This window comes from Pedobacter lusitanus (assembly GCF_040026395.1).
In the GTDB taxonomy this organism is placed as follows: domain Bacteria; phylum Bacteroidota; class Bacteroidia; order Sphingobacteriales; family Sphingobacteriaceae; genus Pedobacter; species Pedobacter lusitanus.
Genome location: NZ_CP157278.1, coordinates 531,958 through 545,774 on the forward strand (window position 1 = coordinate 531,958; position 13,817 = coordinate 545,774).

Consider the following 13,817-nt stretch of genomic DNA (forward strand, 5'->3'; position numbering starts at 1 on the left):
AATGGAACATTTATCCGGAAGAAGAATATCACGTGCCCTCCCCCCGAAAACATATCAGAAAGTCACACAGATAAGTATTTCTGTTAAGCAGTATGATTGATTTTCATGATGTAATTGTTACATAAATAAATCTTTAAAATGGATATTTAATTAACTACATTTAAATATCTATCTGCTCATTATGAAAACCATTAAAATCTTAAAACTCTTACTTAATTTTTATCTTAGCATCCTGCTGACCACATTTACACTGTTTATAATAGGCCTGATTGCCTATCAGTTTATGGGGGTAGAATTTCTGCCGGCAATTATCTGGTTTAAAGTGATCACCTTAGGAGTAATTGGTTATTATATCAGCAGTTATAAAAAGAAGCAGTTTTACTACTATCAGAATCTGCCAAAGACATTTTTATGGGCCTGTACTTTTAGCTTTGATCTAAGCCTGTTTATTGCTTTGTTAATTATGATGAAGAACTAAAAGCCATCCTGCTCTTGCTCTGCGGGCTCATCATGTGTTTTACTTTGTCTGGGAAAGTTAAACAGTAAAGAAGATAGAATCGGTATAATAAAAATTGCAACTGTAAAGATCGATACAAAAAGATCTGTTTTTTCTCCTTCAATAGCATGAGAAATTGGTGATTCCGGATAAAAATGTGTGACTAAAGATGAAGTAAGCTTCAGACCCAAAACCCCGATTACCGTAAAGGCTGCCGTTTCCAGGAACGTGAATTTTTCCATGAGCTTAACAAAAGCCTGAGCTACAAAACGCATAGCCAGTATACCAATAAATACCCCAATATAAATCAGGTAGATATGATCAGTAAAAGCTACTGCTGCAAATACATTATCTATGGAAAAAGCAAGATCCATAATCTCTACCAGTGCAACAGTAGCCCAGAATGATCCGATTAAGCCAACAGTGGACCTGTAGAACCAGCTTTTTGTTTTATCAATTTCTTCTTCCTGATGAACATTGTTTTTTGCACGCTTCTTTCTGAAATAGTCAAAAGCAAGATATAATAAATACAATCCTCCTAGAGGCTTTAGCCACCATATTTTCACTAACCAGGCGGCGAGGAATAAACAGATACCACGAAATACATAGGCGCCAATAATTCCATATTTCAATGCTCTTTTACGTTGATCTTTTGGCAAATCCATTACCATTGTTGCCAGTACTGCAGCATTGTCCACAGACAGCAGACTTTCTATCACAATTAAATTTAAAATAATCAGCAGTCCTGCCTTTATGTCGTCACCAAGTATCGTATGTAAAAAATCCATTGAATTGTTTTCGTGTTATTTTATAGGTATGATTTAAGACTCAAAAATAGCTATCTAAATCCAATATTTGGTTAATCAGAAAAATTATCTGCCTCCCTGTAAGCCTGAATTACCCTTAACTCTCCCTCTTTTCCCTTAATCGAATTACCATGTTCCATCCCCATTACTCCTTTATAGCCTTTTTGATGAAGATGTCTGAATATATTTTTATAATTTATTTCTCCGGTTCCGGGTTCCTTCCTTCCGGGATTATCGCCAATCTGAAAATAAGCGATCTCTTCCCAGCAACGATCGATATTGACCATCAGATTACCTTCAGTACGCTGCATATGGTAAATATCAAACAGGATTTTGCAGGCAGGACTGTTTACAGCTTTACAAACACTATAAGTCTCATGTGTCTGCTGCAGAAACAGTTCAGGTGTGTCACTTAATGTTTCCAGTACCATAATCAGGCCATGCGGCTCAAAGATCTCAGCACCTGCCCGCATAGCATCTACCACATTTGCCATTTGAATTCCATACGGTAATTTACGTTCATAGAATCCCGGAACAACTGTCAGCCACTTTGCATTGCAACGTTTTGCTGCTTCCACAGAACGGTGGCAGGTCTCAACAAATTTATCCTTAAATTCTTTTTTACCAGTAGTTAATGAGGTTTTCCAGTTCTCTCCGCCATCTACTACAAAGACGCCCATTCTCATACCCAGTTTAGCCAGCAAATCCCCGATTTTAGTCTGTTCTTCTTTAGAACGGCCCAGGTATCCATTATCTTCTATAGATCTGAACCCCTGGTCGTACATAAATTGTATCTGATCAAGGAAACTTTGTCCTGCATGCCCGGCAAACATTCCCTCATGCGGAGCATAATCCATCTGAAATGTTTTTCCTGCTACAGATCCGGAGTTATTTACCAATGGTTTAGCGTCCATATTTAATGCAGAACCCGTCAGTACTGCTCCGGTTGCGATGGCGCTATTTCTTAAAAACTCTATTCTATTCATAATCAATTTCTTTATTTAATTTACAACCATTTTTCTAAAACCAGCTGTCAGGGTATCCGTAACGGAACCATCTTTACGGTGATAGATCAGATAAGCTTCCATATTTTTTCTTGCCGAAACAAAAGCAAGTGCCTCTTCAACAGTCATGGCCATTACTGCATTATCATATCCATCTGCAGTTATTGCGTCTTTCGCGTAAATAGTTACACTAATTAACTGATTATCCAGTGGATATCCCGTTTTTGGATCAATCAGATGAGAAATCTTTTTACCACCAGCCTTCAGATATTTCCGGTAATTACCTGAAGTAGTGACCGCGCCATCATTGAAACTGATGACATGTCTGATCTGAGGTTCTGTATTTTCATTTAATGCAGGACCTTCAATCCCTATCCTCCCGGCTGATCCATCAGGCTTTGGCCCTTTCATTCTGATCTCACCACCAATCTCCACGACAAAAGAAGTAATTCCTTTTTGTATAAGATAACCGGCAACCACATCGACACTATAGCCCTGAGCAATTCCATTCAGGTCAATCTGTATACCCGGCTTTTTCCTGATCAGTACGTTCCCTCTGAGTTCAAGGTAATTCATACCAACGTTTTTTAGCAGCTCCCTGATTTTTGCACTGTCCGGAAACACGGTGATCGGTTTGGGACCAAAACCCCAGGCCTGAACCAATGGGGCTACCGTGACATCAAACTTACCCCTGGTATCTTTGTAAATCTCAAATGATTTACGCATTACTGCAGAAAAATGAGTATCCAGACTTATATTTTCTGTAGAGGTGTTAAACCTGCTGATCAGTGAATAAGACTTATACAATGACATAGAAGAATCTATTTTGAGTAATATACTATCTACTTCATGCCCGCTGACCACAGGTGATGCCGCGTAATATCTGATCGTATAATCTGTACCCTGCGCATAACCATGCAGCGTATATTGCTGCTGATCCTCACCCTGGCGAAGGAAAGAAATCAGCAGCATTACGACCAGAACAGTAATTTTATGGATTAAAATCAAAGCCGGATTATTAAATTACTTTAGTTTTACCAGGAGTTGGAACAGGATATAATCCATTCGCATCAGGCATCAGTTTAGGATTAGCTGTCCAGCTTAACTGATCAGGAAATAAACTGTTTTCTGCTTTTAAAGCTTCGTCCCATTTAATTGTCTGACCCGAATAAGTGGCATACCGGCCGATAATAGCCGTAAAGCAGCTTTTGGCACCGCGTTCGGCATCGCTGAATTTAAACTCTCCTTTAGCAATTGCCGCAAACAATTCGTCATGTTCAGTCTGGTATGGATTTTTATTTCCTTTAGTCGGATGACTGAAGATCTCATTTCCTTTATGATCCCAGAGTACACCATGGTTACCTGCTGATAAATAGGTACGGCCTTTGGTACCCTGGAAGCTTTCATCTACCCGGTTTTCAGTTCCTTCAAAATGACGGCACTGACTATAAATGACGGCTCCGTCAGCATAAGTTAGTTCCACTGCATGATTATCATAGATTTCACCATAATCTTTTCCTGTTCTCCAGGCCCTGCTGCCTGTCCCCTGCACAGAAACAGGATAGGACCCTTTAATCCAATTGGCAATATCGATATTATGGACATGCTGTTCTACGATGTGATCACCGCATAACCAGTTGAAGTAATACCAGTTACGCATCTGGTATTCCATTTCAGTTTGCTGAGGCTGACGTTTTTTAACCCATACACCCCCACTATTCCAGTATACCTGTCCACTATAGATATCTCCTATCGCGCCATCCTGTATACGTTTCATCGTCTCCCTGTAATTCGCCTGGTACCTGCGTTGTAAACCAACAACAACATTTAGTTTCTTCTGTTTGGCAATTTCAGCTGCAGCCAGTACTCTGCGTATCCCCGGTGCGTCAACAGCTACCGGCTTTTCCATAAACACATGTTTACCCTGTTTAACGGCCTCTTCAAAATGCATGGGTCTGAATCCCGGAGGAGTTACCAGTAAAACAACATCTGCCAGTGCAATAGCTTTCTGGTAGGCATCAAATCCTATAAAACGACGTTCCTTTGGAACGTCAACTTTTTCTTTAAATTTATCGGAAAGGACTTTATAGCTATTGTCCATTCTGTCCTGAAAGGCATCAGCCATTGCTACGAGTTTAACATTGGCAGTAGTGCTTAAAGCCTGAAATGCAGCACCGGTTCCACGATCACCACAGCCAATCAGGGCTATTTTAATCGTGTCATCTGTAGAAGAGTGTCCGCCGGCAAAAGCAAATTGATTTAACAATACACCTCCTGCAATCAAGGCAGAAGATTTCAAAAATTCACGGCGTTTATCACGCAAGTCTTCACTGTTCATCATAAAATAAGTTTTAGGTTCTATTTGGTTTTAAATTGTGTTTATCTTATTTCCGGTGATTTTATCCAGCCGGTTATCATTGCAGACTAAATCAGCAAAACTTTAATAATCAGCAATAACCGGCTGATCATAATAGGCCAGAATTTCGGCTTTTGAAGGCGTCTTGACCGGCCTTACCAGACGCATTCCAATAAATGGTGCTTCCGGAAACCACCAGTTACTTTTAGGAATCTGCGGGTCCAGCTGTTTCCAGACCGGATCTGATGCTTGTCTGGCTGCTGAACGTAATTCCTGTGATGCATCCTCGTAAGAGCCCCCGCGGATCACATGCGCATATAATTTAGCCGGAGCAGCGACAGGATTGTACGCCGTTCCGCTTTGCTGCGCAGCGTAAAAATCCGGTACATACTGATCATATGTCCATTCGCCAACATTGCCATATAAATCAAACAGCCCCCACTGATTAGGTTTTTTCTGCCCTACAGGGTGAGTTTTTCCTCCGCTGTTTTCTTTAGACCAGGCATAATCACTCAACGTGGCGGCATCATCACCAAAAGCATATTCTGTAGTACTTCCTGCTCTGCACGCATACTCCCACTCTGCTTCAGTTGGCAGACGATAAAACACTCCTGTTCTGGCATATAACCATTTGCAATACTGGATTGCGTTATAATGTGTCATAGCCAGAGCAGGATGATTTTCCTTACCCATTCCAAAGGTCATATCCAGATAAGGTTTGGTCGGCCTGGTCACTGCATCCACATTGGCAGGAACAGGACCAGTACTATGCGCCGTTTCATAATCTTTATACAGAAAAGGCTCATAAAGATCCCAGGTAACTTCAAAAGTCCCCATCCAGAAAGCATCCAGTTTTACTTTATGCAATGGCTGTTCATCAGCTTTACCTTTTTTACTTCCCATCAGGAATTCTCCAGCCGGGACGGCCTGCATGGTAAAGGTTAGTTTGGTTCCTTCAATCTGCTGGGTATAAGATTTTTCCTGAGCAAATGACCAGCATGAAATTATCAGTAGCTGAGTGGTAAGTAGTGTTTTAATTTTCATGATTTAAATTGACTATAGCATATGCTTAAAAAAAGGGTTTCAGTCTGAAAACCTTAGACAGAATTAATATCCCGGATTCTGTTTCAGTTCTTTGTTTTTAAATATTTCGTCACGTTCAAAAGGTCTGAAGTATACCTTTTCTGCCCATTGACGATTCTCCTGAGCAGTTTCAGTAGTTGGCGTATAAGTATAGTTGTAAACCGACGGATCGTAATGATATGGCTGAGACATAGACTGACCAGTTTTAAATTTGCCTGTTACTTTGATATAGGTAGTTTTTCTGCCCAGTGTTTCCTCTGCAATCATCCAGCGGCGCGCATCGTGATAGCGCTGTTCTTCATAGACCATTTCAATTCTGCGCTCATGACGATAGATTTCTCTCATTTCAGTCTGAGAAGCTGTCGTAACAGCCGGCATACCTGCTCTGAAGCGGATTCTGTTTAACCATAAAACAGCCTGATCAACCTGTCCAAGTTCAATACTTGCTTCAATATAATTCATGACTGCTTCAGTATATCTGAAAAATGGCCAGGGTACAAACTGTGGCATAGAAGCATCTACAATGGAAGGGTCCGGATCAATAAATTTATGCGTATAATAACCAGTCCAGCTGCCGTTCCAGTTCTCGATAGAGCTGCCACGGGTATCCAGCCCTTTAAAGCTGATTACGTTATTGCCTTCTGTCAGGTCATATTCACCGGTTTGTATCTGGTTGGCCGGATCAACACCACCAGAAACCTTATCACGTGGTTTCCAGCCTGCACCATCATATAATACGGTCGCATAAAAACGAGGATCACGATTCTGATAAGGGGCTGCTTTCTGTGCATCATTTGTCCAGCTGAATTTTGTACCATCAACCATTTCATAATCATCAACCAACAATCCTATGGGCGTATTACCTGCCCAGTTATGATAACCATTAGGTCCGTTGGCTCTGCCATAGCGATTATCACTGCGGTCAATAAAATACCTGGCAAAGATCAATTCAGCACCCGCCGAAGCATCAATGCCCGGGGCTTTACTTTCTCCACCCATCGCTATACTTTTGTAGTTATTACGGCCATCAGCAGCGGATACCTGAGTACTGAGGCTCAGCTTATAACCTGTTCCTGCATCCATTACGGCTTTAGCTGCGTCCTGAGCTAATTTCCAGCGCTGCATACGATCGCCTGATAAATAACCCAGATACTCAGGATTGGCATATCCGGAAATAACACCCGTTTTAGACTTGGACTTAGCCGTAGGAATATCGTGTAAATCACTTGCCGCATACAACAGCACTCTGGATTTTAAAGCGAGTGCAGCCAGCGAAGAAGTCCTTCCCTTTTGTGTGGCTTTCCCTGTAAGCTCCTTGACTGCATTGTCACAATCTTTAACGATAAAGTTTACACACTCCTCATAAGTAGCTCTTTTGGCCGAATAATCTTCATCCAAAGCATAAACTTTAGTAATTAATGGCACACTGCCATAAAACCGCACCAGCTGATGATAAAAATAAGCTCTTAAAAAATGAGCTTCCCCCAGTAACTGGTCTTTAACATTCTGATCTGAAATGCCGTTATCCGTACCTGTTAAACGCTCTATGGTAATATTACAGGCACGGATGCGGTTATACATTTTGCTATAAGCCCAGGTATCATCTACCCAGCCCAGCGTTGTTGGATTAATAATACCTGAATTGATCAGATCTATTCCGCGGTTCGGATGCGTAAACAAAGATTCGTCAGAAACTGAGGACAGCATTTGTTCTGAAAATCCGCCGCTTCCTAATCCATTGTATATTTCGGTTACAAAAGCCTGAGCCAAAGCGGGATCTTTCCATACCAGTTCTGAAGGAATCTGTGTTGGTGGCGTTACTGCCAGGAAATCTTTTTTGCATCCGCCTGAAAGTGAAGCAGTCAATGCAATTGCGATTAGTATATATGTATTTCTGAATATAGGTTTCATATGAAATAGTTATAAGGTCTATAGATGTATGCTTAAAAAGTGGCTTTAATACCTGTATTAATCACTCTTGCCTGTGGATAATACTGCGCACTGCTATTGGTCGATTCCGGGTCCCATATACCAATTTTATCCAGTGTAATCAGGTTTAGTCCATTCACATAAACCCTTAATGCACTAAAGCCAGCTTTTTTACACCACTCTCCGGGCAGTGTATAACCGATTTCTACATTTTTAAGTCTTACATAGTTGTTACTACGCAGCCAATAGGTATTTCTACCGGCATTATTAAAGTCTGTATAATAGGTTTTACCACGATTTGATAAACGTGGAAATTCACTGCTCGGGTTATCAATAGTCCAGCGGTTTTTATATGACCATTCCAGGAAATTCCCTATATCACCTGATTCAGTAAGTCCTACAATCTGTACTCCTCCTGAAGCCCCCTGTATCAGTGCAGAAAAATCGAAGTTTTTATACTGTAAACTCAGGTTAATCCCTCCTGTAAAAGTCGGTGTACTGGTTTTATCAGATCTGATCCTGTCATCCCCGTCAATCTTGCCATCTCCGTTCACATCCCTGAATTTCATATCACCAGGCAGTAGGTTGTTAGTTAACGCGCTGTAATTAATCGTATTAGCCTTTATTTCTGCGGCATCCTTAAATACCCCTATATACTCATAAATCAGGTCTGTACCAGTTGGCATCCCTGTAGATTGCTGCCATGCAGGTGCACCAGGGGTTTCATCCCAGAAAATTATTTTGTTTTTGGAATATCCTCCATTGACACTTATACCATAACCCAGGTCTCCGGCATGGTCATTATAACTCAGTTTAAATTCGAAACCTTTGTTATTGACCTTTCCAAGATTAACTGGTGGCAGTTTATCGGTAATACCAGAACTTCCGGGGATTGAACTTCCCCTGCTAATCAGAATTTTAGTTCTTTTATTGTAGAAATAATCAAATTCAAAACTTAGTTTATTGTTTAAAAAGGAGGCATCCAGACCGATATTGGCATTATTGGCTACTTCCCATCCAAAATCTAAATTGGGTACACGATTTTCTGTTAATGTCTGGCTGTACTGATTATTGATGATGTAATTGCCAAAACCCATCGTGCTTAAATACTGGTATTCTGCAAGGGCATCGCCGAAATAAGCCTCAGCCCCCATTTGTCCCCAGGAAGCTCTTATTTTCAGGTTATTAATGAATTTAACATGATCTTTAAAAAAGGCTTCTTCAGAAACACGCCATCCAGCAGAAATACCCGGGAAAAATCCAAAACGTCTGTCCTGCGGGAAAATATAAGAACCATCTGCTCTCCATAAGAATTCTGCAAGGTATTTTTCTTTGTAATTATAACCTACTCTTCCAAAATAACTTAAACGTGCTCTGTTAAATAAATTATTAGGGCCATCTGTAGGATTGCCCACTGTTTGTTCCTTATCACTTCCAGCTACCAGTTGTTGTAAAGCAGTAGATAGAAAATATCTGCGGGTAGCATTAAAACCATCATTGTTAACTTTTTCTCTGGTTACACCGGCCATCAGGTTAAAAGTATGATCTCCTATCTTTTTATCATAAGTAGCCATTCCCATTAAATTGATAGCTAACTGTGCTCCTGCAGTTTCAGATAAACTGGCATCCGTACGTTCAGAACGTACAGAACCTTTGAGTAAAGGCGTTACCCCATCTGCTTCAAAGGTTTTTTTGTCCCAGTAATAAAGTGTCCAGGGAGTTTGCCATCTCTTTTGTCTTCCGGCAAATTTATCAATAGACGCGGTACCGGTAATTTTCAATCCCTCAACACCAGGAACCTTGATGTCAATTTTACCTGTAGACTGGAAATAGTCTCTCTGATCCCTGTTATAACCTGTCTGATCAGTTGTAATTACATAAGGATTATAACCAAACTCAATATCTGGCCCAGGTAATCCGTTAGGCCATACTTCCTGTTCTGTAGGCTTACCACGCATCAGCATTCTGAAAATATCACCAGCACCGACAGTCGGATAATTACGTGCCTCTTCACGACCGGTAATCCCCAGTGTTAAAGTCACATACTTGCTGACTGCTGCCTCCAGGTTTATCCTTAAATCATATTGTTTATAGCCTGTGGCCGATTTTTTATAATAACCATCCTGATCAAGATACCCTAAGGATACCAGGTATTTGATATTTTCTGCTCCTCCGGTGAGTTGCAGGTTGTGTCTTTGCTGAGGCGACCAGGTTTTTAAGGTTGTCTTAAACCAATCCGTATTTGGATAACGTAACGGATCAGATCCATCTCTGAATTTCTGCATTTCATCAGGACGGTAAAAAGCAGTCACTGTATTCCCGTTATCGGGTCTTTTATAGGCTCCTGTAGTTTGAAATGCCTGTGAAGCAGCTGCCCACTGATCTGCAGGCAGGTCTGAACTAAAAATATTCAGCTCATTCAGGATCTCTGCATACTGTGAGGAACTGGACATTTTGGGTGTTCTTGTTGGTTGTTGCAAACCATAACTAAAGTCATAAGAAAGCTGAGGTTTACCCGATTTACCCTGTTTGGTTGTAATTAAAATTACACCATTAGCTGCTCTTGATCCATATATTGCCGCAGAAGCATCTTTTAGCACTGAAATACTTTCTACATCATTAGGATTGATACGCTCTAAACCTCCGGCCCTGTTGGGTACACCGTCAACTACAATCAGTGCATCATTATTACCCAGTGAATTTACCCCGCGGATACGGATGGTGGAACCGTCTGCCCCGGGTTCACCACTGGATTGCAGCGCAGTTACACCAGGTAAGCGCCCTGCTAAAGTATTGGAGAGATTGGCTGTTGGTGTTTTTGCAAGATCAGAACCTTTTACCGATGTTACCGCTCCGGACACGACAGCTTTCTTCTGTGTTCCATACCCTACCACAACGATTTCTGTCAGTGCCTGACTGTTTTCCTGTAATTTTACATTAATCAACGGGCGATTATTAACCGGCATTTCCTGACTGTTATAACCCAGATAAGAGAAAATCAGTACACCATTGCCAGGAACTTTAATCGCGTATTTCCCTGAAGGATCTGTGGTAGTTGCTATCGCAGACTCTTTGAGTTTAATACTGACTCCCGGAATGCCCGTGCCTTTTTCATCTGTGACTGTACCTTTAACCAGGATGTCAGCCGAAGGTGCATTTTTTGGTCTGATAACTACTAAATCATCATCCATTGCCTGGAATTTCAGGCCGGTACCCTGTAAAACAGAAGTCAGCGCATCAAAGACAAGAATATCTTTTTGCTTCAGGGTAATTTCCTTATCAAGCGGAAGGTCTTCTTCACTGTATAACAGCCGAAAGTTTCCTTTATTCTCCAGAATAACCAAAGCGTCCTTTAGTTTTACCTTCCGGATATTTAAATCAATCTTTTTGTTTTGAGAGTAGCTGCTGGCAGACACCTGAAAACAAAATAGAAAAGACAAAACAAAGATCCAGTTTAGCATTAATAATAGTTTTTTTTTGGAAAAGTGGACACATAGAACTTTATTGCACAGTCCTTTTTTTTTCATAGATTTGTGAATTTCAAAGTTAAAAATCTGATAAACTGTAGTGTTACACTACGGATTGGAAGGTTGAAAAGGGAGGGAATGTTGGCGCATTTACTCCCTTTTTTTTAGTAGATGATCACGTCATGTGGTTTAAGATTAAAGGTGAAGGGTTTGATTAACTGCATCGCCGTCAGGGCTTCTTTAATATTTTCATTTTTAAAGACTCCGGTAAAACGGTATGATTTTGATTTTTGTGAATTAAGATGAATTCTGATATTAAACCAGCGTTCTAATCTTGGCTTTAAATCTTCGAATGATTCATTATGGAATACCAGGGTGTTATTTTTCCATGATACTTCTTCAATATATTCTTCATTACCAATTTTTACCGGAACAATATGTTCTATCATCAGCTTAATATCCTGATGATCCATCTTCATTACTCCTTCTTTATCATCTTCCAGAACAAATTTTTCCAAAGGATTTAAGATGATCTTTTGCGCTGCCCGTTCATTTACAGAGAGCTCTATAGAACCACGTAATAAAGTGGCTACAGATTTTTTATCAACCGGATAGGCTTTAACATTAAATGCTGTTCCAAGGACTTTGATAGAAATTTTATCTGTACGCACAATGAACGGATGTGACTGATGGTGGGCCACATCAAAAAAAGCTTCACCGGTTAAATGAACAACACGTACATTTTTCTCATTGATATTATCATTGTAAGATAATTTACTGTCTGCATTAAGCCATACCACAGTACCATCGGGCAGTTTTACATTTTTGCGTACTGCCTTACCTGCAATAATCTGTGTATTAAAACTCTCAGTATCATTATGGCTGAAGTAAAACAAACCCGCAAAAAACACGACACATAAAGCCAGTACAATTCTTGACAGATATTTATATTGCCGGACAGGTGGTACCGGATGTTCTTCTTCCGCTACAATCAGTTCATCATAAAATTTAAGTTTGTGACATTGATAAATCCGGTCTATATCCGGGCAACTCTGTGGCCCGTCTTCACTATTTAACCAGATTTGTTTAAGGACCTCATCGTAATAAACAGAATCAGGGAAGCGATTAATCAGCTCATTCAGCTCTTCCAATTCATATGGGTTAGCTTCACCAGCCATTTTACGAGCTAATAATTCTATAATTCTGCTTCTGTTCATAAAGACTGCCGCGATGATTTTATATTGGTTAGTGTATATAAGACAATATATATCAGGAAACTCCCTAGTCAATTATGAAATATTTTTAAAAATATAAAAAAGCTTACATGAGATTAAATTCAACCTTAAGAATAGCAGTCAGTTTTTTGACTGCTGTTACCAGGTGAGCATCAACTGTTTTTGTAGAAATATTTAAAATCTCGGCCGTTTCCTTATAACTCAGGCCATCTTCCTTGATCAGTTTAAAAACCAGCTTACACCGGTTTGGCAATGCTTCAGTAGCCTGCTCCAGTTTTCTTTTCAGCTCATCATTAATTAATATTTGTTCCGGGTTGAGTGTATCCAGCACAATCTGAATTTCAATATCCTCTAAAAAGATCAGCTCTCTTCTGGAATGTTTATTCAATGAATTTAAACAGAGATTTTTTGCAATTACAAATGCGTAAACCTTAATATTCTGTACTTCCGGCAACTTAGCCCTGTTTTTCCAGAGCGTAATCATAACGTCATTGGCAACCTCTTCGGCCATTTCCCTGGATTTTAACAGACAATGACAAAAGCGATATAAAGCAGGAAACATGTTTTTGAAAAGCTTTTCATAGGCATTTTCACTGTTGTATAAGGCTATATCACAGATCAGGCTGGTCAGGTCTGCAGGTGGTTTAGGCATCGGGGATATATTTGGTTAATTCAAATTTAACAATTTAACCATACCATCCAAATCTGAATACCAAACATGAAAATGTTTTTTGATTCAGTAATAGTCTTATTTCATTTTTGTTCCGGGATTTACAGCGCAGCTTATCAGTTATAGCAAGGCTCACTAAACTCTTTCTGAGTGGAATGCTGATTGTTTTTTTGACCGATACTTTCGAAATAATAGAAAAACATAGCCTTAACATCCTGACTCATAGGTTCGGTACCATTAATCCATGAGGATAAACTCAGTTTATCAATGCCTGTATCACGGTTAATATCTTTGAGTTTGACATCCAGGGTTAACATTTTGTTGTTGATCCATTCAGGCTCAACATTATCAGCTACGGCTGGCGTATAGGCAATAGGATGAACAGTTACTGGTATATCAGTCAGGAATCTTTCAAAAAGATCTTTAGTCAGGGTAATCAATTTGGGGATTTCGGCAAGATTGTCCTTTCTGCATTTCCACTGCCGGGTTTTTACTTTTAAGGCTGATGATTTGGCTGTAATTATTTCAAAACTAATATTAAGCTGGGTCAAATATTGTTTGGCTCCTTCTTCCAGCCTGAGCAGGTCTATATGCCTGACAATTCCTACTAACTTATAAATGTTTTTAATTATCTCCATCTTATAATTCCCAAAGGGATTTTTAGTTCCTCATCCCACCGTTAACTATATTTATCAATTATTAATGGCAAACTACTCTAAATTTATCATTTTAGCAAAAAAAAGCCATACAACTGTCATTAACAAATGTACA

11 protein-coding genes are annotated in these 13,817 nt (G+C 39.9%); 1 reads left to right on the forward strand and 10 read right to left on the reverse strand.

The window, feature by feature from the left end:
- Positions 1-181: 181 nt before the first annotated feature.
- Positions 182-478 carry a hypothetical protein gene (locus PL_RS02420; RefSeq protein WP_041880224.1) on the forward strand — a complete coding sequence of 99 codons (297 nt, stop codon included), beginning with the start codon at positions 182-184 and terminating at the stop codon, positions 476-478.
- Here PL_RS02420 and PL_RS02425 read toward each other — a convergent pair.
- From PL_RS02425 to PL_RS02470, 10 genes are all read right to left on the reverse strand, one after another.
- Positions 475-1,284 (reverse strand): TerC family protein, encoded by an 810-nt coding sequence (locus tag PL_RS02425; RefSeq protein WP_041880222.1) that lies wholly within the window; start codon positions 1,282-1,284, stop codon positions 475-477. The two genes, PL_RS02420 and PL_RS02425, sit on opposite strands and share 4 nt — an antisense overlap.
- 71 nt (positions 1,285-1,355) lie before the next feature.
- A complete protein-coding gene (locus PL_RS02430; protein WP_041880220.1) occupies positions 1,356-2,288 on the reverse strand; it encodes a hydroxypyruvate isomerase family protein in 933 nt (310 codons plus the stop codon).
- Positions 2,289-2,303: 15 nt separating this feature from the next.
- Positions 2,304-3,314, reverse strand: a complete 1,011-nt coding sequence (locus PL_RS02435; RefSeq protein WP_041880218.1) for an FAD:protein FMN transferase — start codon at positions 3,312-3,314, stop codon at positions 2,304-2,306.
- A gap of 10 nt (positions 3,315-3,324) precedes the next feature.
- The gene (locus PL_RS02440; RefSeq protein WP_087149069.1) at positions 3,325-4,644 is read right to left on the reverse strand and encodes a Gfo/Idh/MocA family protein; all 1,320 of its coding nucleotides are present in this window, start codon (positions 4,642-4,644) and stop codon (positions 3,325-3,327) included.
- Positions 4,645-4,746: 102 nt separating this feature from the next.
- Positions 4,747-5,706 (reverse strand): formylglycine-generating enzyme family protein, encoded by a 960-nt coding sequence (locus tag PL_RS02445; protein ID WP_087149065.1) that lies wholly within the window; start codon positions 5,704-5,706, stop codon positions 4,747-4,749.
- A gap of 63 nt (positions 5,707-5,769) precedes the next feature.
- Positions 5,770-7,656, reverse strand: coding sequence for a RagB/SusD family nutrient uptake outer membrane protein (locus tag PL_RS02450; RefSeq protein ID WP_041880214.1), 1,887 nt, complete (start codon positions 7,654-7,656; stop codon positions 5,770-5,772).
- A gap of 32 nt (positions 7,657-7,688) precedes the next feature.
- Positions 7,689-11,135 (reverse strand): TonB-dependent receptor, encoded by a 3,447-nt coding sequence (locus PL_RS02455; protein ID WP_082035864.1) that lies wholly within the window; start codon positions 11,133-11,135, stop codon positions 7,689-7,691.
- A gap of 170 nt (positions 11,136-11,305) precedes the next feature.
- Complete coding sequence (locus PL_RS02460; RefSeq protein ID WP_082035863.1) at positions 11,306-12,358, reverse strand: FecR family protein; 1,053 nt, start codon at positions 12,356-12,358, stop codon at positions 11,306-11,308.
- Positions 12,359-12,461: 103 nt separating this feature from the next.
- Positions 12,462-13,028, reverse strand: coding sequence for an RNA polymerase sigma factor (locus tag PL_RS02465; RefSeq protein ID WP_052496149.1), 567 nt, complete (start codon positions 13,026-13,028; stop codon positions 12,462-12,464).
- A gap of 134 nt (positions 13,029-13,162) precedes the next feature.
- Entirely contained in the window at positions 13,163-13,684 is a 522-nt protein-coding gene (locus PL_RS02470; protein WP_041880212.1) for a hypothetical protein, read from the reverse strand.
- Positions 13,685-13,817 lie beyond the last annotated feature (133 nt).